The sequence below is a fragment of the Dellaglioa sp. L3N genome, from assembly GCF_054941095.1.
In genome coordinates this window covers 783,387-806,579 of record NZ_CM142928.1, presented here as the reverse complement: position 1 = coordinate 806,579, position 23,193 = coordinate 783,387, and the positions used below count along the sequence as shown (strand labels likewise).

The 23,193-nt window shown below is 35.4% G+C and carries 23 protein-coding genes; 1 reads left to right on the top strand and 22 read right to left on the bottom strand.

The features are described from left to right. Positions 1–22: 22 nt before the first annotated feature. From rplS to ACVPPR_RS04060, 15 genes are all read right to left on the bottom strand, one after another. Entirely contained in the window at positions 23–370 is a 348-nt protein-coding gene (gene rplS / locus ACVPPR_RS04130; RefSeq protein WP_462297512.1) for a 50S ribosomal protein L19, read from the bottom strand. Between the two features lie 131 nt (positions 371–501). Beyond that, positions 502–1,233, bottom strand: a complete 732-nt coding sequence (trmD, locus tag ACVPPR_RS04125; protein ID WP_462297513.1) for a tRNA (guanosine(37)-N1)-methyltransferase TrmD — start codon at positions 1,231–1,233, stop codon at positions 502–504. 2 nt (positions 1,234–1,235) lie between these two features. Next, the gene (rimM, locus tag ACVPPR_RS04120; protein WP_462304718.1) at positions 1,236–1,751 is read right to left on the bottom strand and encodes a ribosome maturation factor RimM; all 516 of its coding nucleotides are present in this window, start codon (positions 1,749–1,751) and stop codon (positions 1,236–1,238) included. A 71-nt stretch (positions 1,752–1,822) separates the two neighbouring features. Next, positions 1,823–2,068, bottom strand: coding sequence for a KH domain-containing protein (locus tag ACVPPR_RS04115; protein ID WP_462304717.1), 246 nt, complete (start codon positions 2,066–2,068; stop codon positions 1,823–1,825). Positions 2,069–2,078: 10 nt separating this feature from the next. Next, a complete protein-coding gene (gene rpsP, locus ACVPPR_RS04110; RefSeq protein ID WP_409022599.1) occupies positions 2,079–2,354 on the bottom strand; it encodes a 30S ribosomal protein S16 in 276 nt (91 codons plus the stop codon). Between the two features lie 139 nt (positions 2,355–2,493). Next, the gene (ffh, locus tag ACVPPR_RS04105) at positions 2,494–3,930 is read right to left on the bottom strand and encodes a signal recognition particle protein (RefSeq protein ID WP_462304716.1); all 1,437 of its coding nucleotides are present in this window, start codon (positions 3,928–3,930) and stop codon (positions 2,494–2,496) included. A 15-nt stretch (positions 3,931–3,945) separates the two neighbouring features. Then, complete coding sequence (locus ACVPPR_RS04100; protein WP_462297517.1) at positions 3,946–4,287, bottom strand: putative DNA-binding protein; 342 nt, start codon at positions 4,285–4,287, stop codon at positions 3,946–3,948. A gap of 112 nt (positions 4,288–4,399) precedes the next feature. Then, positions 4,400–5,407 (bottom strand): signal recognition particle-docking protein FtsY, encoded by a 1,008-nt coding sequence (gene ftsY, locus ACVPPR_RS04095; protein WP_462304715.1) that lies wholly within the window; start codon positions 5,405–5,407, stop codon positions 4,400–4,402. Between the two features lie 32 nt (positions 5,408–5,439). Continuing rightward, positions 5,440–8,976 carry a chromosome segregation protein SMC gene (smc, locus tag ACVPPR_RS04090; protein ID WP_462304714.1) on the bottom strand — a complete coding sequence of 1,179 codons (3,537 nt, stop codon included), beginning with the start codon at positions 8,974–8,976 and terminating at the stop codon, positions 5,440–5,442. 24 nt (positions 8,977–9,000) lie between these two features. Continuing rightward, positions 9,001–9,693 (bottom strand): ribonuclease III, encoded by a 693-nt coding sequence (gene rnc, locus ACVPPR_RS04085; protein WP_462297520.1) that lies wholly within the window; start codon positions 9,691–9,693, stop codon positions 9,001–9,003. 144 nt (positions 9,694–9,837) lie between these two features. Next, positions 9,838–10,080 (bottom strand): acyl carrier protein, encoded by a 243-nt coding sequence (gene acpP, locus ACVPPR_RS04080; protein ID WP_462297521.1) that lies wholly within the window; start codon positions 10,078–10,080, stop codon positions 9,838–9,840. A gap of 60 nt (positions 10,081–10,140) precedes the next feature. Next, the gene (gene plsX / locus ACVPPR_RS04075; RefSeq protein ID WP_462297522.1) at positions 10,141–11,151 is read right to left on the bottom strand and encodes a phosphate acyltransferase PlsX; all 1,011 of its coding nucleotides are present in this window, start codon (positions 11,149–11,151) and stop codon (positions 10,141–10,143) included. A gap of 21 nt (positions 11,152–11,172) precedes the next feature. Further along, the gene (gene recG / locus ACVPPR_RS04070) at positions 11,173–13,206 is read right to left on the bottom strand and encodes an ATP-dependent DNA helicase RecG (RefSeq protein ID WP_462304713.1); all 2,034 of its coding nucleotides are present in this window, start codon (positions 13,204–13,206) and stop codon (positions 11,173–11,175) included. A 77-nt stretch (positions 13,207–13,283) separates the two neighbouring features. Next, positions 13,284–14,963: a DAK2 domain-containing protein gene (locus ACVPPR_RS04065; RefSeq protein ID WP_462304712.1), complete on the bottom strand. Its 1,680-nt coding sequence runs from the start codon at positions 14,961–14,963 to the stop codon at positions 13,284–13,286. Positions 14,964–15,002: 39 nt separating this feature from the next. Further along, positions 15,003–15,365 carry an Asp23/Gls24 family envelope stress response protein gene (locus ACVPPR_RS04060; protein WP_462297525.1) on the bottom strand — a complete coding sequence of 121 codons (363 nt, stop codon included), beginning with the start codon at positions 15,363–15,365 and terminating at the stop codon, positions 15,003–15,005. A gap of 239 nt (positions 15,366–15,604) precedes the next feature. Between ACVPPR_RS04060 and rpmB the strand changes: the two genes are divergently transcribed. Beyond that, positions 15,605–15,790 carry a 50S ribosomal protein L28 gene (gene rpmB, locus ACVPPR_RS04055; protein ID WP_462297526.1) on the top strand — a complete coding sequence of 62 codons (186 nt, stop codon included), beginning with the start codon at positions 15,605–15,607 and terminating at the stop codon, positions 15,788–15,790. 46 nt (positions 15,791–15,836) lie between these two features. Here rpmB and ACVPPR_RS04050 read toward each other — a convergent pair whose 3' ends face one another. The 7 genes from ACVPPR_RS04050 to fmt all read right to left on the bottom strand — a co-directional run bounded on the left by ACVPPR_RS04050 (position 15,837) and on the right by fmt (position 23,191). Then, positions 15,837–16,490: a thiamine diphosphokinase gene (locus ACVPPR_RS04050; protein WP_462304711.1), complete on the bottom strand. Its 654-nt coding sequence runs from the start codon at positions 16,488–16,490 to the stop codon at positions 15,837–15,839. Beyond that, on the bottom strand, positions 16,487–17,137 hold the full coding sequence (gene rpe / locus ACVPPR_RS04045) for a ribulose-phosphate 3-epimerase (RefSeq protein WP_462304710.1): 651 nt from the start codon (positions 17,135–17,137) through the stop codon (positions 16,487–16,489). Before rpe ends, ACVPPR_RS04050 begins: the two co-directional genes overlap by 4 nt. Before the next feature lie 9 nt (positions 17,138–17,146). Then, positions 17,147–18,034 (bottom strand): ribosome small subunit-dependent GTPase A, encoded by an 888-nt coding sequence (rsgA, locus tag ACVPPR_RS04040; RefSeq protein ID WP_462297529.1) that lies wholly within the window; start codon positions 18,032–18,034, stop codon positions 17,147–17,149. A 101-nt stretch (positions 18,035–18,135) separates the two neighbouring features. Further along, positions 18,136–20,136, bottom strand: coding sequence for a Stk1 family PASTA domain-containing Ser/Thr kinase (gene pknB, locus ACVPPR_RS04035; protein ID WP_462304709.1), 2,001 nt, complete (start codon positions 20,134–20,136; stop codon positions 18,136–18,138). Next, positions 20,133–20,879, bottom strand: a complete 747-nt coding sequence (locus tag ACVPPR_RS04030; protein WP_462297533.1) for a Stp1/IreP family PP2C-type Ser/Thr phosphatase — start codon at positions 20,877–20,879, stop codon at positions 20,133–20,135. Before ACVPPR_RS04030 ends, pknB begins: the two co-directional genes overlap by 4 nt. Positions 20,880–20,894: 15 nt before the next feature. Next, positions 20,895–22,247 carry a 16S rRNA (cytosine(967)-C(5))-methyltransferase RsmB gene (rsmB, locus tag ACVPPR_RS04025; protein ID WP_462304708.1) on the bottom strand — a complete coding sequence of 451 codons (1,353 nt, stop codon included), beginning with the start codon at positions 22,245–22,247 and terminating at the stop codon, positions 20,895–20,897. Further along, positions 22,244–23,191, bottom strand: a complete 948-nt coding sequence (fmt, locus tag ACVPPR_RS04020) for a methionyl-tRNA formyltransferase (protein WP_462297535.1) — start codon at positions 23,189–23,191, stop codon at positions 22,244–22,246. The genes rsmB and fmt overlap by 4 nt, the downstream gene beginning before the upstream one ends. Positions 23,192–23,193 lie beyond the last annotated feature (2 nt).

The following is a 23,193-nucleotide window of genomic DNA, read 5'->3' as shown; positions in this document are numbered from 1 at the left end:
ATCAAGACTTTTCAACATCATTCTAACGGCGAGCTTCTTTAATACGAGCAGCTTTACCATTAAGAGCACGTAAGTAGTACAATTTAGCACGACGTACGCGACCATGACGGATAACTTCAATTTTAGCAACACGAGGTGAATGTAATGGGAAAGTACGTTCAACACCAACACCGTTACTGATTTTACGAACAGTGTAGCTTGAGCTAATACCTTTACCACGGCGTTTTAAAACAACACCTTCGAAAAGTTGGATACGTTCACGTGTGCCTTCAACAACACGGGCGTGAACTCGAACAGTATCACCTGGGCGGAACTCAGGAATATCTGTACGTAATTGTGATTCTGTAAGTTTTGCGATCATTGGACTCATAATTTGGATCTCCTTTTCAACAGAAATTCATGCACATTTATTATGCCAGCGGAATATCGTAATTTTTATGTGGCTTTTAACCACTTTTGAAAGTGTATCATATTAATATAAAGGCGTAAAGTGCTTTTCCTTTACTTCTCTAACTTTATATCAGCTAACCATTCAATTTGTTGTTTAGATAATTGCATCTCTTCCAATAAATCTGGTCTTCTCTCAAATGTACGTCTCAATGATTCCTTTTGACGCCATTCATCAATCAATTTATGATTGCCATTTGTTAAAACTTCAGGTACTTTCATCCCTCTAAAATCGGCTGGACGTGTGTATTGTGGATATTCTAACAAGCCATTTGAGAAAGAATCTCCTGGGGCTGATTCTTTATTACCCAAAACTTCAGGTAATAAACGTACAGTTGCATCAATCATGACCATTGCGCCTAATTCACCACCTGTTAGGATGTAATCTCCAAGTGAAACCTCATCAGTCACAACTTCTCGAATACGTTCATCGTAACCTTCGTAATGACCACAGATAAACGTTAAATGTTCCTCATTTGCAAATTCTTCAGCCACTGTCTGGTCAAATTTACGACCTGCTGGATCTAAAAGAATAACCTTACCTTTTGCGTTAGATTCCTTTTGGACAGCTTCTAACGCATCAAAAACGGGTTGTGCTTGAAGTAGCATTCCCGCACCACCGCCATATGGGTAATCATCAACATGATTTTGTTTGTCAGTTGTGAAGTCTCTAAAATTAGTGACTTTCAAATCAAGCACCTTTTTTTCGATTGCTTTACCAACAATTGATTGTTTCATTGGACCATCAAACATTTCTGGAAATAAACTTAAAACGTCAATTTTCATATTTAGTCGTCCAATCCTTCTAAAAGTTCAACCGTTACAATATTATGCTCAACGTCGACATTTTTAATAACATCTTTAATAACTGGCAATAATAAATCACCTTTACCTTGACGTTTTACAACCCAGACGTCATTGGCACCTGGACTTAAAATTTCATAAATTGTCCCTATTTTTTCTTTGTTTTCGGTTTGGACATCTAACCCGATAATTTGGTGATAATAGTAATTATCTTCTTCTAATTCTCGAAGACCTTCATCAGCGACTTTTAAATCAAGCCCTTTATATTTTTCAACCAGGTTAATATCTTGTAAACCTTCAAACGTCACGAGTTCAAAATTTTTATGATGTCTATAAGTCATAACCGTTAACGAAATAATTTGTTTCCCATTCTTATCGAACAGATACAACACGGTTCCCTTTTTAAAACGCTCAGAAACGAAGTCAGTTGTAGCCATAACTCTGACTTCTCCTTTGATTCCATGAGTATTGACGATTGTTCCTACTTGATAATAAGCCATATTTGCTCCTTTTCATTGTAAAATAAAAACTCCTAAACAAAACATTGCTGCTTCATTCAAGAGTTACTATTTTAATCTAATATGTTTAGACGCACTCGTTTCGAACTCGTTAAACGCACACCATAGATTATTGTTCTAATAGCCTGCGCAACCTGTCCGTGCTTCCCAATAATACGGCCAATATCATCTGCACTCACAGATAATTCAAAATAGACATAATGATCATCTTGTTTCTGCCCTACTTGGACATCATCAGGATTTTCAACAAGCGGTTTGACAATTGTTAAAATTAAGTTTGTCACTTCTGCTTCAGTCATTTAATTGTCCTTATTTTTTAGAGAATTTAGCTTCATGGAATTTCTTCATGATGCCTGCATTTGAAAGAATGTTACGTACAGTATCTGATGGTTGTGCACCATTGTTCAACCAGTTTAAAATACTTTCTTCTTCAAGTGTTACTGTTTGTGGTTCTGTTAATGGATTGTAAGTACCCACGTTTTCGATGAAACGGCCATCACGTGGTGAACGTGAATCAGCTACAACGACACGGTAGAACGGTCTCTTTTTAGAACCCATACGTTTTAAACGAATTTTTACTGACATTAATATACACCTCCTGATATCTACTTCAACAGTAATTAATATACCAGTTATTTATCAGCTTGTAAAGGTTTTTTTCTTGACAGTTAAAATAAATTTCAAAAATACCTTTAAAGCCATACCAGTATTAGTTATTTTATGCTTATTTTCTAGAATTTTTATTTTTTTTCATGCGTTTTTTCTTGTTTTTCTTGTTCTTACGGACCATTGAATTCATCGACATCTTAGCTAAGCGACCTGTTACGCCTTTACCAAGCATACCTTCCATGCCTTCAAAATTACCACTGTTCATTTTCTTCATCATTTTCTTCATCTCGCCAAATTGTTTAATCATTCGATTAACTTCAACGATCGGACGACCAGCACCTGCAGCGATACGGCGACGACGACTTGGGTTCAAGACGTCTGGATGTTCTCGCTCTTGTGGCGTCATTGAATACACGGTTGCACGCATATGATCAATATCCTTTGGATCCATTTTAACATTCTTCATAGCTGGATTATTAGCCATCCCTGGAATCATCTTCATAATATCTTCCATAGGACCCATATTTTGTAGTTGATCCATCTGGCTTAAGAAATCATTAAAATCAAATGTATTTTCTTGGAATTTTTCAGCCATTTTAGCTGATGCTTTTTCATCAAAATCTTGTTGCGCTTTTTCAATCAGCGTAAGCATATCACCCATGCCCAAGATCCTTGATGCCATACGATCCGGATAGAAGACATCCAAATCAGTCATCTTTTCACCTTGACCAATAAATTTGATAGGTTTACCCGTTACTGAACGGATTGATAATGCAGCACCACCACGAGTATCACCATCTAATTTAGTTAAGACAACACCAGTAACATCTAATTGCTCATTAAAGCCCTTAGCAACGTCTACAGCGCTTTGTCCAGTCATTGAATCAACAGTTAAAAGAATTTCATTAGGCGTAGCTAACGCTTTAATTTGAGCTAATTCATCCATTAAGGCTTCATCGATTTGTAAACGACCAGCTGTATCAATAATAATATAATCATTTTTATTTTCTGCCGCTTGTGCTAACCCTTGTCGGACAATTTCAACAGGGTTAACTTTTGTCCCTAATTCAAAAACTGGAATTTCTAAATCACGGCCTAAAACTTGTAATTGATCAATAGCCGCTGGACGATAAACATCAGCTGCAATCATTAAAGGTCTTGCGTTTTCTTCTTTTTTTAATTTTAAAGCTAACTTACCAGCTGTTGTTGTTTTACCAGCCCCTTGTAACCCAACCATCATAATAATTGTTGGAATCTTAGGTGATTTATTTAGTGGAACAGCTGTTTCACCCATTACTTTAGTTAATTCTTCATTAACAATCTTAACGATTTGTTGCGACGGTGTTAAACTTTCAAGTACTTCCGCACCGATTGCACGTTCTCGAACAACTTTGACGAAATCTTTAACAACTGTAAAGTTAACATCAGCTTCAAGTAAAGCCAAGCGAATTTCACGCATAACCTCCTTTAAATCAGTTTCAGATATTTTACCTTTACGACGAAGCTTCGTCATCGCATTTTGTAATCTTTCTGTTAATCCTTCAAATGCCATTTTACCTACCTACCCTTACTCTTCGTCTAATTCTTCTAATTGATTAATTAGATCGGTTAATTTTTTGTCTTCTTTATAGGCACTATCCGTATAGTGCTTAATTTGGTCTAATTTTTCATTACGTTTAATAAAATTATGATACAAATTTAACTTGGCTTCATAATCCTCTAAAATCTTCTCAGTCCGCTTAATATTATCGTAAACGGCTTGCCGACTCACATCAAAATTATCCGCAATTTCACCAAGAGAAAAATCATCGCCATAATACATGGCCATATATTCAGCCTGCTTCTTAGTTAATAATGATTCGTAAAATTCAAATAATGCATTGACTCGATTGGTTTTATCAATCGCCACTAAAAAAACTCCCTCATTTTGTTTCGTTTAGTCCTACTAGAAGAGTACCGACTTTAAACCTAAACGTCAATAGTAAAAAGAAGTCAGATTAGATTAAATCCGACTTCTAAGCTTATTCTTCTTTTTCTGGTTGTTCACGAACGAGGCCTTTGAACAATCCATAAACAAAATCTTCTGCATTAAAATCACGCAAATCATCCATTTGTTCACCTAAACCAGCAAGTTTAACTGGTAAGTGCATTTCATTACGAATGGCTAAAACAATCCCACCACGAGCAGTGCCATCAAGTTTTGTTAAAACAATCCCACTGACATCCGTTGTTTCTTTGAATTGTTTAGCTTGGATTAAAGCATTTTGCCCAGTTGTTGCGTCCAAAACAAGTAGAACTTCATGCGGTGCATCTGGAATTTCTCTAGAGATAATGCGCTTAATTTTATCTAATTCGCTCATTAAGTTCACTTTATTTTGCAAACGACCGGCTGTATCAACTAACAAAACATCGTAGTCTTCTTCTTTAGCACGTTTGACAGCATCAAAAATAACAGAGGCAGGATCACTTTTTTCTGGTCCCCGAACAACAGGAACATCGACGCGACGGCCCCATTCAGCAAGTTGTTCAATTGCTCCGGCTCTAAATGTATCTCCAGCAGCCAAAAGCACTTTTTTACCTTCTTCATGGTAGCGATGTGCCAATTTACCAATCGTAGTTGTTTTACCAACACCATTAACACCAACAAATAAAATAACCGTTGGACCTGATTCAGCTTGGGCAATCGAATTATCTTCGCTTTGACCTTCTGATTCATATAAATCAACTAATTTTTCAATGATTGCGGCGGAAACGGCATCAGGATTACTAACATTACGCAATTTAACTTCTTCTTGCAGTTCACGACTAATTGTCATCGCCGTTTCAAAACCGACATCAGCTTCAATTAACGTTTCTTCTAATTCTTCAAAAAAAGCTTCATCAACTGTTCTAAAATTGGCGAATAGTGAATTTAAACGTTGACCAAAGGTTTTTCTTGATTTTTCAAGACCTTTATCATATTTTTCTTGGTTGGATGATTCTGTCTCTTCACCCGTAAAGGCTTGTTTAATTCTACTAAATATTCCCATTCATAACGCCTCCTAATCTTTTATATAGTATATCAAACCGCTCTATCTAATGATACCGAGACCATTTTAGATATACCCGATTCTTGCATTGTGACCCCATATAAAGTATTGGCTTCAACCATCGTTCCGTTTCGATGCGTAATCACAATAAATTGTGTTTCTTGATGAAATAATTTTAAATAACTCGCAAAACGAGCCACATTAGCTTCATCAAGAGCGGCTTCAGCCTCATCTAAAATACAGAAAGGCACTGGTTTAACTCTTAAAATAGCAAATAATAACGCAATCGCTGTTAATGCTTGCTCTCCACCAGAAAGTAAACTCAAACTTTGCACTTTTTTACCCGGCGGCTGTGCCAAAATATCAATTCCTGTGGTTAAAAGATCCTCTGGATTCGTTAACTGAAGTTTGGCCTTTCCACCACCAAACATAACTGGAAAGACTTTTTCAAATGCTTTAGAAATATCATCAAAACTAACTTTAAAGCGTTTTTCAACTTCAGCATCCATATTTGTCATAGTCTTTTTCAATTGTTCATCGGCTTCTAATAAATCAGCCTGCTGTTTCAATAAGAATGAATAGCGTTCATTGATTCTTTCAAATTCATCAATAGCTGCGACATTCACGTCACCAATTTCTTTCAACCCTTTTTTTAATAACTTTTGTTGCGCTAAAATAGTCTCCAGTGTTTGATGATTTTCTGATTTTTCAGCTTCTTCAAAAGTTTGCTGAAAGTCAGTCGCTAACTGATTCAACTTCTCGTCCAGTGACTGATCAATTTGTTGTTTTTGATTTTCAGTTTGACTTTTATCAGCAATAACATTGCGCTGTAAGTCGGATAAACGGGACAGATTTTCAGTTTCTTCAGTTAATGACTGATTAATCTCAGTTCGATTTTGCTTGAAATTAGCTAATCGTAAATCAGCATTATCTGTTTGCGTTTGAAATTCTTGAAGTTTTTTTTGACTCTTGCTCTCTTGCATTTGGCTACTTTCTGTATAATTAAGTAATGCTTGATAGCGCTCCTTAACTATTGTAACTTCTTCAGTCAATGCTTGAATTTCCTTACTCAACAGAACACCGTTATGATTTTGTTGTTTTAATTGTTCTTGAAAAACTAATAAACTCTCACGATGATTTTGTTTCTTAACTTGTTGTTGCTTTTCAAATTGATCAGCATTTTTTAACTGTAACTCAATAGCAGCACTATCGTCATTCGCCGCTTGGATTTGATTGCCCAATGTCGTGATTTCTTGTGTATTATCTTTACGTTTTGCTTCATTACTTATTTTAGTCAATTGACTTTTTTTAAATTCACTGCGTATTTCAGTTAACTTAAGTTCCTGTTGTTCTAAAATCAAACGACTAGTTGTTAACTGAGATTGTGTCTCTTGATACTGATTTTTAAAATCAACAATCATTAGTTCAACTGATTCAATCACTTGTTTCTGATTTCCAACAGAAACGCCAGCTTGATTACCTCGAACCTCACGAACTTCTAGTTCTTGTTGCATTTTTTGAATACTTTCATCCAATTGTGTGATAGCTTGTTTTTGGTCCAATAAACCGCCAGCTCGTTGTTGTTTACCACCAGTCATTGAACCACCAGCATTCATAACTTCTCCGGTAAGTGTCACAACTTTAACGCGATGATTCAGATGACGACTAACTTCAATCGCTACATCCAAGTCTCGAACGATTATCGTCGTCCCCAACAAGGATTGACTAATTTCAGCAAATTTTGGTTCCACCTGAATAAGCTCGGAAGCAATCCCAATGACACCCTCATGACTTAACACTGAACGTTGCCCCTCACTCATAAAGCGCCCTTTAATGATTGAAATGGGTAAAAATGTTGCTCGCCCATAATTTTTCTGTGTTAAGAATTTAATTGCACGCTTTGCAACAGATTCATCTTGAACAATTATTTGTTGTAACTGCGCACCTAATGCTGTTTCAATTGCTTGATTAATTTCCTTTGGTACCGTCATTAATTCAGCCACTGCACCATATAAACCAGGAAAATTCCTTTTTTCTTTTAAAATAGCTTTGGCACCCTGATAGTATCCATTATAACTATTTTGCGCTAAGTGTAGATTATCTTTTTTATTTTTTGCCTGTTGTAAGATATTGGCTGCTTCAAACCAGCTTCGTTGTTGTGCTTCATAAGACTCTGTATCAACCTTTAAAGTAACTTTCAATGCAGCCAATTTTTGCTCCTCATCCCTTAATTTGGTATTAATCACATTGAACGACTCATTTTTAATTTCAAAATCACTTCGTACTTGATTTAACCTTTTTTCCTCGGTAACTATCCGATTATCATTTTCACTTAATATCACATCAGGATTTAACAATTTTTTTAAAAACTCATTTTCACTCTGCAATCGTGTCTGTTGTTGAATCGCATCATTAACAAATCGTCCTAATTCCTTCAAACGTTCTTGACCAGACAAATCATTAGTCACTATTTTTTTATCAATAGCTTCAATAACGTTATTTTCATCGATAATATTTTGTTGTAATTCTAATAAACGTTTGTTTAAGTTCACTAATGCGTCTTGCTTAAATTTAATTTGATTATTCAATGCCGCTTGTTCATTTTTTAATTCTGTTATCTGCTGTTTTTCAAACGCTTTTTTTTGCGTTGATACGTTGTTTTGACCCAGTAAACGTTCTTTATTAATTGTTAAATCTAGTAATTCATTTTGAGTTTGATCAATACTTTTTTCAATATTGCCTAACTGTAAACGATAATCAGCGACTTCTTGCTCTTTTACCGTTACTTTTGTTTTATAGCTGAGATTCATTTTAATTAACTGTTCCAATGAACGCGTCACATCATTTTTCTGCAATGATTGGCTTTTAATTTCTTTTACTAAGCGACTGCGTTCTAATTCATCATATTGTTTCTTTTGAGCTAAGTAATCTTTTGCTAAACTACTTTGCTCTCGTAAAGGATCAACCTGCCCTTTAAGTTCAAAGATAATATCAGAAACACGATTAAGATGATCCTTTGTTTCTTCTAATTGACGAACAGCAATATGTTTCTCTTGCTTATATTTAAGAACACCAGCAACTTCTTCAATAATTGACCGTCTATCTTCTGGTTTACTACGAAAAATTTCAGCAACACGGCCTTGAGAAATAATCGAAAATGATTCTTTTCCAAGCCCAGTATCCATAAATAAATTCGTAATATCTTTAAGACGACATTGCTTTTGATTAATCAGAAACTCACTATCGCCTTCTCTAAATAAGCGTCTAGTGACCGTTATTTTTTCAGAATTCTCTTGAATATAAAAATCAGAATTATCAAAAGTAATGCTAACTTCAGCACGATTAACTGGTAACCGATCTTTTGACCCCGCAAAAATAACATCAGGCATTTTGCCACCACGTAAATTTTTAGCAGATTGTTCACCAAGAACCCAACGAATAGCTTCAACAATATTACTTTTCCCACTACCATTAGGGCCAACAATACCAGTCATCCCGTCTTTAAATTCAATTGTTGTTTTATCTGCAAATGATTTAAACCCATTAATGACTAAAGACTCTAATTTCATTCGTCACTAACCTCCTGAACATCTTTATGATCTTAACGACTCCAATGCATTACTTGCTGCTTGTTGTTCCGCAATTTTTTTAGAATGGCCGGCACCTTGCCCAATAATCTTGCCATCAGCACTAACAGTCATCACGTACTGTCTATCATGTTCCGGTCCAAGATCATCAACAACATCGTACGTTATCACGATATCGCCATTTTTTTGTAAAAACTCTTGTAGCGACGTTTTATAATCCATGACATGGTCAAACCAACCCAAATCTAATTTAGGAAAAATGACTTTTTTAATAAATGTTTCAACGGCCAATTTACCTTGATCTTGATAAAGCGCTCCTACAAAAGACTCAAAAATATCACATAATAATGCAGGTCTTTGACGTGCATTAGCTTTTTCTTCACCCTTACCTAAGCGAATAAATTCGTCAAATCGGCATTCTTTGGCAAATGCACTGAAACTCTCTTCACAGACCATTGCGGCTCTTAGACGCGTTAATTTGCCTTGTGGTAGCATTGTGTAACGTTGATATAAATATTCTGAAACGGTTAACTGCAAAACAGCATCCCCTAAAAACTCAATTCGTTCATAAAATTTTAAATTTTCTTTTGGATGTTCATTCACATATGATGCTTGCGTGAACGCTTCATCTAAAAGCGCACCGTTCGTAAACTTAATACCAAAATCTTCTGCTAACATTTCATTTAACCCTTTAATCATTTATTATCCTCCATTACTATCATTAACGTTCTCATAATTATACCCGTTTTACTGGTTAAAAGGTACTCAATACGCAAAAAAGCGCTGGCAAGCTAAACTGCCTAGACGCTTTTATAAACCTATTCAATTAACTACTTTTAATTATTATTTTGTATTCGTTTTAATATACGTAACAACGTCTCCGACGGTTGTTAAACTTTCTGCATCTTCATCAGAAATTTCTGCACCAAATGTATCTTCAAGTTCTAAAACGAACTCAACAACATCAATTGAATCTGCATCTAAATCCTTTTTAAAATCTAAGCTAGTCGTAATTTTTTCTACTGGTAAATCAAAATGTTCTTCGATTATTTTAGCAATTTTTCCAAAAATTTCTTCTTCTGTCATCCCAATAGCCTCCTTTTGAATCATGACGTAATTTTAACCATTTTTCAAAGAAATGTCTAGTTAATTTTCTTTTTTACTAGTCTCTTTTTCAAAGTAGTCAACAATATTGGGTACCATATTTGCGTTTACCATGTCATTAATTTGTTTGATTGTATAATAAATGACTTCAGCCTTACTTGATCCATGAGCCTTCACAACAGGCGCTTTAATTCCTAATAAAACTGCACCACCATACTTGGGTGAATCCATTTTATGCTTCAATTGTTTCAAGCTAGGTTTCAGTAAAAGTGCGCCGATTTTAGCACGTAACCCACCACTCATGATGGCACTTTTTAGTAATGAGAACATCCCCAAAGCCGTTCCTTCAACTGATTTCAAAACCGCATTACCAGTAAACCCATCAGAAACAATAATATCAGCCTTACCAGAAAGTAAATCATTTGATTCAATATTACCCACAAAATTCAATTCAGGATCATTTTGCAATAATTGATGTGCCTCTTGTGTCACTTTATTACCTTTATGTGGTTCTGTCCCATTATTCAATAACCCAATTTTAGGATTAGCAATGTGACGGACATTTTTAGCATAATAATTACCTAACACCGCATATTGATGCAAATGTTCAGGTTTACTTTCTGCATTTGCACCAGCATCCAATAAATTCACAGTACTATCACTTGAGATAACAGGCAACGTTGCTAGCAATCCTGGACGTGAAATGCCTTTAATTCGGCCAATCACAAAGAGACCCGCAGCAAGTAATGCGCCTGTATTCCCACATGAAAAGATAGCGTCATTTTCACCATCTTTAACAGATTGAGCTGCCAAAACCATTGATGCCTTTTTCTTTGAACGAATCGCTTTGACAGGTTCATCGTTGCCATCTATTTCTTCATCCGTGTGTACAATGACAATATTTTTATCATCTTTCAAAAATTCACGAATTCTTTTTTCATCCCCATACAATGTAAATTGAATGGTATTATCTTCATTTCTAGCGCGCTCTACACCTTCAACGATTGATTGAGGCGCAAAATCGCCGCCCATTGCATCGACTGCTAATTTCATAATTGAATTCTCCTAACTCGTTTAATCGAATTTTAAATCCGTATTTTGATGTCCTTTTAAATAATCGTTCAGTGGTTTAAATTCAGGATTACTTGCAAAATCATCCCTAAAAACAAGTTCATGTGCTTCTTGTTGCGCGACTTGTAATGCATTAATATCACCAATTGGATCGCCAATTTTAAAATCAGGTATCCCCGATTGTTTCCGTCCTAGAACGTCTCCAGCACCTCGCAATTCTAAATCCTTTTGCGAAATCACAAAACCATCTGTTGTCTCTGTCATAATTTGCATCCGTTGTCTCCCAAATTCATTTTTAGGGTCAGCAATTAACACACAATATGAGGCCTTTTTTCCACGTCCCACTCGACCTCGTAATTGATGTAATTGTGCCAAACCAAATCGCTCAGCATTATAAATCATCATCACTGTGGCATTCGGCACATCGACACCAACTTCAATAACTGTCGTCGATACTAGCAGCTGATATTTATTGGCTTTAAAATCAGTCATCATTTGATCTTTTTCATCGTTTTTCATTTTACCATGCAAAAGACCCACTTGATATTTTGGTTCAAATACTTCTTTCATATTCTCATATAGTGCCAACGCATTTTTTAAATCTAACGTTTCAGATTCATCAATTAAAGGTGTAATTACATAAGCTTGTGACCCTTGAGCTAACTGTTCTTTAATTAAATCAATTCCTTTACCCACTTGTGAACTTTTCAACCACGAAGTCGTAATCGGTTGGCGTCCTGCAGGTAATTCATTAATCGTCGACACATCCATTTCACCATAAGACGTAATAGCTAACGTTCTTGGGATTGGCGTAGCCGTCATCGCTAAGACATCAGGTTCAGCACCTTTTTCTCTTAAAATCCGGCGCTGATTCACACCAAATCGATGTTGCTCATCGGTAATAACCAGCCCAACACGCTTAAATGAAACGTCGGGTTGAATGATTGCATGCGTCCCAACAATTAAATTGACTTCACCAGATTCAAGATGCGTCAACAATTCACGTCTGGCTTTAACCTTCATTGAACCAGTTAAAAGAGCAACATTAACTGGAAAATCTGCGAATAACGCTGCCAAATTGTTAGCGTGTTGTTCAGCTAAGATTTCTGTTGGTGCCATTAAAACAGCCTGATATCCAGCTGTAATAGCGGCATACATAACAATAGCCGCAACAATCGTTTTACCTGATCCAACATCACCCTGAAGCAACCGATTCATATGAATGGGTTGCTTCATATCAGCACAAATTTCGTTAACCACTCTTTTTTGAGCCGCCGTTAATTCAAAAGGTAGCGTCTGAATAAATTTTTTTAATTCAGCATTTCGATAATTAATTTTAATGCCATAATTTTTAGTATCACTCTTTTTGACATATTGTAATTTCAACTGAAATAAAAAGAATTCTTCAAAAATAGCTGTTCGTTTGGCATCATGAAAATTTTTTTCATCCTGCGGAAAGTGGATATCATGTAGCATTGTCTGACGATCAATTAGCCGATACTTCTGAATTAATTCATTGGGTAATAACGAATCTATCTGATCAGCATATTGTTTAAATGCTTGCGTTATTAATTGGCGTATAGCTGTTTGATGAATATCTTTAGAAGATCGATAAATCGCAGCTAGTCCATCATCAGTTTGTTTAGTCAATAACTTCATGCCTGATAAACTTTTTCGCTTGTCATCCCATTTACCATATACAGCCACTTCTTTACCTATCTCAAACTGTTTTTGTAGAAAAGGTTGATTGAAAAAACTAACGGTTATATTACCGTCGTCTACTAATAATCGCACATTTAACAAATTTCTTTTTTGACCAAATCGAATTAAAACGGGTTCAGAAGAAACAGTTCCTTTTAAAGTCACTTTTTCTTGATCCGTAATTTCAGATAATTTTTTTGCTTTTAAATCGTCATATCGATAAGGATAAAAGGTTAGTAAATCAGCAATTGTATTGATACCTAATTGATTAAGCGCCGTTAATTTTTTAGGCCCAACGCCAGTTAAAACACTCACCGAATCATTCAATGAAGACATTATGATTCCTCACTTTCTACAGAATATAAAAAACAGGAGAGAACACAGTCTCATCCCGCCTTTATTTTGTTCTATTTTTATTCAACTGAAATTAAGTAAGGATAGACCGGTTGATTTCCCTCATGAATTTCAACTTCTAAATCTTCATCAATCGTGTAAATAGCTTCTTCAATTGCTTTAGCTTCATCTTCAGAGCCATCTTCACCCACAATAATGGTGATGATTTCACTATCTTCATTTAACATTTTTTTAGTCATTTCAATGGCAACTTTTTTACGATCATTATCAGTTACTTTGATGTTCCCATCAATAATACCCATATAATTATCTTTTTTAATCGCTACACCTTCGATGGTTGTATCACGAACGGCAATCGTTACTTGACCAGAAGTTACGGTATCCAAGTTTTCAATCATTGCGTCTTTATTTTCTTCCAATGTGCTATCAATATTAAATCCAAGCATTGCTGTCATCCCTTGCGCAATTGTGCGACTTGGCACAACAACTGCAGGAACAGCAGAAACATCAACAGCTTGTTCAGCAGCTAGGAAAATATTTTTATTATTAGGTAAAATAATCACATTCTTAGCTCTAGTTGCTTCAATTGCTTTAACAATATCCTCCGTACTTGGATTCATCGTTTGTCCACCACTTAAAATGTAAGACACACCTAAGCTCTTGAACAATGTCGCAACACCCGCACCAGATGAAATTGAAATAACCGCAATTTCACTAGGTTCAACAGCCTCAGACTTCACTTCAGCTTCTTCATCATTTTCTAAAATTGTTTCATGTTGTTGACGCATGTTATCAACTTTAACTTTCATCAATGACCCATAATGTTGACCGTAAGTCATCACTTCACCGGGATGTTCTGTATGAACGTGAACTTTAACGACTTCATCATCAGCAACCACAAGAAGAGAATCACCGATTTCACTCAAATGATTTCTAAATTCATCGTAATCAAACTTTTGATCAACTAAGCGACCAGCACCCAATTTAAGCATAATTTCCGTACAGTAACCAAATTTAATATCTTCTGTACTTAGTTGACTTTGCACGCTTTGATGATGGCTAGCATTAACCATTTCATCCATTTCTTTTTCGTTTGGTTTGTATTCTTCACTAACCGTTTCTTTCCCCGTTAATGCATCGTAAAAGCCTTCATAAACGAATGTTAACCCTTGGCCACCTGAATCAACAACCCCGACTTCTTTTAAAACAGGTAATAAGTCTGGCGTTGTTGCCAATGCTTTTTTAGCAGCTTCATAAGTAGCTTCCATAACAACGATAACATCGTCGCTCTCAGAAACAGCTTTATTTGCTGCCTTAGCGGCTTCTCTTGCAACTGTTAAAATAGTTCCTTCAGTTGGTTTCATGACAGCCTTATAAGCGACTTCTACGCCACCTGTTAAAGCATCTGCTAGATCAGCAGCTGTTAAAACGTCTTTAGCTTCAATTCGTTTATAGAAACCTCTAAAAATTTGCGATAAAATAACACCTGAGTTGCCTCGAGCACCCATTAATAAACCTTTAGCTAAAATTGATGCTAACTCCCCAACATGCTCAGAAGGTGAATCTTGAACATACTTTGCCCCACTTGCGAACGAAAGGTTCATATTTGTACCTGTATCACCATCTGGAACTGGAAAAACATTTAATGAATTAATAAATTCGGCATTTTTAGCCAATCGTTGCGAGCTAACTTGGATCATTTGTCTAAATTCTTGATCCGTAATTTTTGTAACAGTCACTTCGTTTTCCTCCTTGGTCCCTACTAAAATAGCTGGTTACTAATCGCCTAGTACGCGAACACCTTGCACTAATACGTTAACTGAATTAGCAGATACACCTAGCATTGTTTCTAAATTGTACTTCACTTTTTCTTGGACATTTCGACAAACTTCAGATATTTTTGTGCCATAACCAACAATAATATAGACATCAATAGCCACACCATTATCTTCTTGACGCACAACAACACCTCTAGAATAATTATCTCTTCTTAAAATTCCATTCACATTATCACGAATTTGATTTTTACTTGCCATTCCGACAATACCAAAAATCTCAGTTGCAGCACCGCCAACAACTGTTGCAATAACTTCATTATCAATATCAATCGTACCAAATTGCGTTTTGATCTTAACAGCCATAAGAATAGCCTCCTTATATTTTCACACAATCAATAAGAGTATTTTATCATAGGATATGATAGAATAAAAGAAAAATAGCAACCAAGAAAATTCAATTCCCCGACGTTTGGGAATTTCAAGCTGTCAAGCAAATTTACTTGAAAGAAAAGTATTGCATTATATGGCCAAATATGATATTTTGGTTTAGGTAAGTAAGCATAGCTTTGCTTTTTAAGTGAATTGCAGAGGAGGATATGAATATGGCAAAAGATTTTATTACAGGACGTAAGACTACTTTCGGTAAGAAACGTTCTCATGCATTGAACCAAACAAACCGTAGCTGGAAACCTAATTTACAAAAAGTTCGCATCTTAGTTGATGGTAAACCTAAAAAAGTTTATGTATCTGCTCGCGCTTTGAAGTCAGGTAAAGTTACTCGTGTTTAATTCAAATTAAAAAGACTCAGCATTATGCTAAGTCTTTTTTTTTACCCTATTTCTCATCATCACGGCTTTGAATCACGACAACAACACCCGATTCAAAGCTAAATTCCCCTGTATCTCCCATAAATTCATTACTAGCTAATGATACCGGATTCACAAAATCAACTTGATTCAAGGTATACTTTTCATCTACCAAGCTTAAACTTGTAACTGGCGTCAATGGAATAAAGGCAAGATACTTTTTGTTATTTTCTTTAGTTAAATGATAACTTCCCGGTTTAAAAAAACGAATTGAATTTTGTTTATCAACTAAACAAATTTTTTCAAACATCGTCTTAAATGGCTCTCTAAAAATAAAGAATAGATTTGCCAATAAATGATCAATTCGACCACCCGTTGCACCATAAATCGCAACTGAATCAAAATCAAATACCTTAATCGCTTCTTTCAAAGCTAATTCAGTATCCGTATCATCTTTTTCAGGGTTAGCCGTTTTAACTTGTTTACTATGATTAGAAACTAATTCAAACTCATTTTCAGTCATTGAATCAAAATCACCAATCGACAACTCCGGTGTAATCCCCAAATGAATGAGCCGTAACGCCCCTCTATCGACCCCAATCCACGAGCCCTGTACATTGCCAGCAATCAATTCTTCTGGCCACTGTTCTTTAGGTCCACCAACTAAGATATTGAGTTTCATTTTGTTGCTTCTCTTAATTTGTTAATTTGTTCAGTTGGATCATCACTATTGTAAATGTATGAGCCTGCAACTGCGACTGTTGCGCCGCTTTCAAGACATTCTTTGATTGTTTGTTCATTAATACCACCATCAACTTCAATATCAAAATTATAATCTTGAACTTGTTTAATACGGTCTAATTGATCAATTTTACGCTTCATTTCTGGAATAAATGATTGCCCCCCAAATCCAGGGTTAACAGTCATTACTAATACCTGATCAACAAATGGTAAAACTTGTTTAATAGTTTCCAATGATGTTCCTGGATTAATAACAACTTCAGCTTTAACACCCAATTTTTTAATTTGTTGGATTACACCAAAAATATGTGCCGTTGCTTCAACGTGCACGCCAATAATATCAGCACCAGCTTTAGCAAATTCTTCAATATAATTTTCTGGATTTTCAACCATCAAATGACAGTCTAAAACCATTTTTGTTAATGGGCGAATAGCTTCAACAACATTTGCGCCAAAAGTTAAATTAGGTACAAAATGACCATCCATAATATCGATATGCAAGTATTCAGCACCTGCTTGATCGACTACTTTAATATCCTTTTCCAAATTTGCAAAATTAGCGCTTAAAATCGAAGGTGATAATTTCATTTTGACATCTCATTTCTTATAGTTTGGTTTTTGAGCAACAATTAATTGATTAAATTGTACATAATTATCATAGCGACTTTGCAATAAGTCGCCTTGTTCAAGTGCCGCCTTGACTGCACATTTAGGTTCCTTAATATGTAAACAAACTCTAAATTTACATCCGACAGATAATTCATTAAATTCTGGGAATAATTTTGGCAACTCTTCTTTTGACATATCAAACAAATCAAAAGATGAAAAGCCAGGCGTATCAGCAATTAATCCACCGGCAATTGGCATCAACGTGACTTTACGTGTTGTATGTTTTCCACGATGTAGCGCTTTTGATATTTCAGCCGTTTGTAACGCCAATTCTGGCATAATTTTGTTTAATAAAGTTGATTTTCCTGCTCCCGTTTGACCCATCACAACAGCAATTTTACCTGGAAAAGTATCTTGTAATTCTTTAACAACAGCATCTTCATTTTCACCCAATGGAAAAAACGTTGGATAAATTTGGCTATAAGCCTGAATAATAGTACTTAATTCAGCTATTTTTTCTTCAGGAATTAAATCACCCTTTGAAAAATACAATACAGGTTTAATATGATGTGATTCTAACATAATCAACTGTCTATCCAATAAATTACTTGAAAATGCGGGTTCGACACATGATGTCACAACAATGGCTTCGTCGATATTCGCCACTGGTGGTCGAATTAAACTATTCTCACGATCATGAATATTAAGAATATAACCTTCTTTTTTATTTTCAGCTTTAAAATCAACCCAATCACCAACTAAGGGTGCCTGATTTGAATTTCTAAAATTACCTCGAGCTCTTGTTCGATAAGTTTCTCCTTCGACATCAATGTCGTAAAAGCCACTTAATGATTGTCTAATTTGACCTGTTACCAATAAATAATCCTCCTTTAACCGAATTGATGTAACCGTTTTATATCAAAAGTTTAAAAATAGGTGAGTCATTACCTCACCTTTAATTTTACCACATCTTGAATTTAATTCTTAGTCACATTATCATTTTCCGCAATAACTTTATCATCACGTAAAATCCTATAACTTCCTGATTTGCCAGAATCTAAAACAAATGACAATTTAAAATCAGTATTTTTTGTAATTATTTTACGTTCATACAAAGTATCTATGCTGTGTGTCTTATCTTTAATATACACTTCAATGACATTCTCATTCGTTTTTGATTCTGAAGAACTGGAACTAGTGCTTGAACTAGAACTGCCATCTGACGAAGAATCTTTATCTTTAGCAACTGAACTAGCACTTTCTGAAACAATCGACTTAAATGGAACAGCCACCGTTTTTACAAACTCATCCGTTGTATCTTCTTTACCTTTTGAAATAGTAACTGCCAAACTACCACCTTTAGAAAATGAAGTTCCAGCTGCTGGAGATTGTTTGATTACTTGACCCTTTTCAATCGTATTTGAATAAGCGTCACTAATTGATAAGTTAGCTCCAATTTCATCTACGTAATCCTGAACACTTTTTTTCGTGTATCCTGATAAGTCTCTAAGTGTATATACTTTAGCACCTGAACTAACCGTCAAAGTAATAACGGTATCACTAGGTACTACTTTTTTGCCTGCTAAAATATCCTGCGCCATAATTTCATTTTCAGGTACAGAAGACGAATGACTTGTCTCTTTTTCAACAGTAAATCCATCGTTTTCTAATGTTGCCTTAACATCATCATAGTCATCGCCAACATATTTAGCGATTTTAATTTTAGCTTTTCCTTTTGACACAATAACATTGACTTTATTTTTCTCTCGAATCGTTTCATTTTTCTTGGGTGTCGATTTAATGATATTCCCACTATCAACCGTTTCGTTATTCGTTCGAATAATTTTACCAATTTCTAAATTTTTATCTGATAAACTTGATTTGGCTTCACTGACCGTCATACCACTCAAATCAGGAACTTTAACCTCTTTTGGCGAACTCATCGCAATGACCGTACCACCTAAAATAATGACAATAAGCGCAAAGAAAATTGTCCCAATAGTCCACTTTTTGCGATGACTCATTTTTTTATTGTTAGCTATCATCGTTTCTGATTTCTTATCTGGACTAATTATCTTCCCTGTTTGCTTATCAAATACTGGCAATACTTTTGTCTCATCACTAACTAATTCTTCAGGTTGCCATTTTGTTGCATTCTTCTGTGCTAAACATTTTTCTAAAGCACTTGACATCTCTTCAGCCGATTGAAATCTATCTCGTGGTACTTTGCTGGTTGCTTGTAAAACAACATTTTCAAGTGATTGTGGAATAGTTGAATCAAACTTACGAACAGATGGTACCTCATTTTGAAAATGTTTAAGTGCAATTGAAACAGCCGTTTCGCCTTCAAAGGGAACCTTACCCGTTAACATTTCATACAAAATAATCCCCAATGAATAGATATCAGATTGCTTCGTTGCCATACTACCTCTAGCTTGTTCAGGCGAAAGGTAATGAACAGAACCTAACAAGGTGTTCGTCTGCGTTAATGAATGATCAGCCAATGCCACTGCAATACCAAAATCAGTAATTTTAGCATTGCCTGCCTCATCAATTAAAATATTTTGAGGCTTTAAATCACGATGAATAATATTATGATCATGAGCAACTTGTACAGCTGATAAAATTTGAATCATGATATCAACAACTACTTGGAATGGAATTGGAAATTGTTTCGTGATGTACGTTTTTAAATCATGTCCAGGAACATACTCCATGACCATATATTGCAGACCGTCAACTTCACCAACGTCATACACGTTCACAATATTAGGATGGACTAATTCCGTTGTCGCCAACGCTTCACGTTTAAAACGTCTAACGGTGTCCTGATCGTCTCTCAAATCAACTCGTAGTACTTTAACAGCCACTAGTCGGTCTAAAATTAAATCAGTTGCAAGATAAACATTGGCCATGCCACCTTCACCTAATGAATTAATTATTTTATAACGTTCATTAAAAATTGTATCAGGTTTCATTTTACTATCTCCTGTCGATCATCGTTAACTAGGAGTGCGGTAACATTATCTAATCCGCCCGCTTTATTAGCCAATCGAATTAATTCTGCACATTTTTCTTCAACTGTTCTAGAATTTTCTAAAACTTCTTTGATAACTTCATCAGAAATCATTTTAGTTAAACCATCCGTACATAATAATAATAAATCACCTGGTTCAGAATCATTAACCGCAATATCTGCGTCAGCTTCCGAAGAAATACCCAAACTTCTGGTAATCATATTTTTTTGAGGATAATTTTTAGCGTCTTCTACTGATAGTTCCCCACGCTTGATTAATTCATTTACTAATGAATGATCTTCCGTCAATTGATAAAGTTGCTGTTTTCGCAACAAATACCCCCGACTATCACCAATATTAGCAACGATAAATTTATCTTCAAAGAAAACTGCACATACAATTGTTGTCCCCATACCTGAAAGATCTTTATATTGATTAGATTTTTCGATGATTTTTTTATTTTCCATCTCTACTTCTTTGGCAATCCATTTTATTGCATGACTAGGTTCACTGAAATTTGTTTCTTCAAACCGGAATCCCATGTGTGAAACAGCCATCTCTGAAGCAACATCCCCACCTAAATTACCACCAATACCATCTGCGACCATCACAAAAGAAATGCCACTTCTATTATGAAAAACACCAACATAATCTTCATTGTTCTTTCTAACACTACCTACATCTGTTTGATAGGCAACCTTCATACTTACACCCCGAATCTAAAGTTGTTTTTCTAAGCACGTAATGAAGAATCCATCTGAATGATAATCATCTGGATAAATAGTTAATTCTTTATCATCGCGATTTTCTTTTAACGCTAGAGCAGTTGGTGTTTCGATTACTTTGAATTCAGGATGTGTGGCAACAAATTGGTTAACAACGTCCTTATTTTCAATATCTAAAATCGTACATGTACTATAAGTTAATCGACCACCTTTTTTCAAAGTTGGTGCAACCTTATCTAAAATAGCTAATTGGATTTTTTGTAAGTTATTTGAATCAGCCAACGTTTTTTCATATTTAATTTCTGGTTTACGACGCATTAATCCAATTCCAGAACAAGGCGCATCAACAAGAATTGAATCAAAATACTCATTATCAAATTCTTCTGAAATTAAACGAGCGTCCAACACCATCTCTTCAACGACACTTGACAGCCCTAATCGTTTAGCATTTTCACCGATTAATTTAACTTTATGTGCATGAATATCTAGCCCAATAACTTCTCCAAATTGTGACTCATCTAAAAATGAAGCAATATGTGTGGTTTTACCACCTGGTGCTGCACACGCATCTAGAACTTTATCACTTGGTTGGATATTCATTGCGTCAGCAACTAGCATTGCACTTTCGTCTTGAATCGTTATTAAGCCATCATGATAAGCCCCACTATCAGGCGCAAATCCGTTAGTCACTAATAAACCAACTGGTGAAACTTGACTACGTTTTACATCAAATCCCTCAGTTTCCATTTGTTCAACGACTTCATCGACCGTTGCTTTTGCCGTGTTGACTCTGACAGATTGATCAGGTGCTTCATTAATTGAAGCTAGTATATGCGTTGTTTTTTCTAATCCAACTTGTTTAATTAATTCGTTAACTAACCAAACTGGCGTACTACTCTCAATACTCAATCGTTCAATATCATCTTTAATTTCAGAAACAGGACGAATACCTTCACGTTCAATTGCATGCAAAACGCCTGTCACAAATTTACGCGTTCCAGCATGACCTTTTCGCTTCGCAATTTCAATTGATTCATTAAAAATAGCACGAGTTGGAATTTTATCCAGATAATGCATCTGATAAATAGCACTCAATAATAATTCTTGAACCCAATTATCCATTTTACTAGGATTTTTAACAAAGGGGGCTAACCAGTATTCTAAGGTAAGTCGTCTTTGAATAACACCATAGACTAATTGCGTTAATAAATGGGCATCACGAACTTCCATATGATTATTCTTAATCACTTGGTTCAATGCAATATTTGAATAAGTTCCTTGTTTAGCTACCCTTGTTAAAAGATCAACTGCTAAGAATCGGGGGGTTGTTTTTAAATCAGTTTTCATACATCAATCACCTGTTGTCCTTCTTTTATTCCTTGTCCACTACCGTTTAGATAATCAACAATGGTTTGTTTTGATTTACCATTTGGTTGGAGCGTATTAATTGCGACAACAGTCCCTTTGCCACAAGCTATTTTTAATGACTTCTTAGTGACTTCAACAACTTGTCCAACTGATAAATCAGTTTTCTCATCTAATACAGTCACATCCCAAATTTTAGTTCTTTTACCTTTAAAACTCGTATATGCGCCCGGAACTGGTCTTAAACTACGAATTTTCCAGTCAACTTCATTAGCTGTTTTCGAAAAATCGAGTGCTTCTTCTTCTGATTTAATAGTAGGAGAAAAAGAAACTTCATCTTCGTTTTGTGGTGTTGATTCACTTGTCCCATCAATTAATTTTGGTAATGTTTCAAGAAGAAGTTCCTTACCTAATAGACTCAACTTTTCAAACATCGAACCTGAATCATCATTATTTTCAATTTTGATTGCACGGCGACTAATGATATTCCCAGCATCCATTTTTTTAACCATATAAATAATCGTGATACCTGTTTCTTGCTCACCATTCATAATAGCATATTGAATTGGTGCACCACCACGATACTTAGGCAACAATGACCCATGCACATTAATGGCCCCAATTTTGGCAGCTTCTAACAATTTTGTTGGCAAAAATTGACCAAATGCTGCAGTTACCAAAAAGTCTGGTTCCATCGCAATCACTTTAGCCATCTCATCACTACCGCTTAATTTTTCTGGTTGTAAAACATCAATACCATGTTTAACTGCAACCTTTTTCACTGGTGATTGTGTTAATAATCGTTTGCGTCCAACCAGGCGATCTGGTTGGGTCATGACTGCTTTCACGTCATAGCCATTTTCAATTAAACTTTCTAAAATTGGTGCTGAAAATTCTGGTGTTCCCATAAATACGATTGATGTCATAA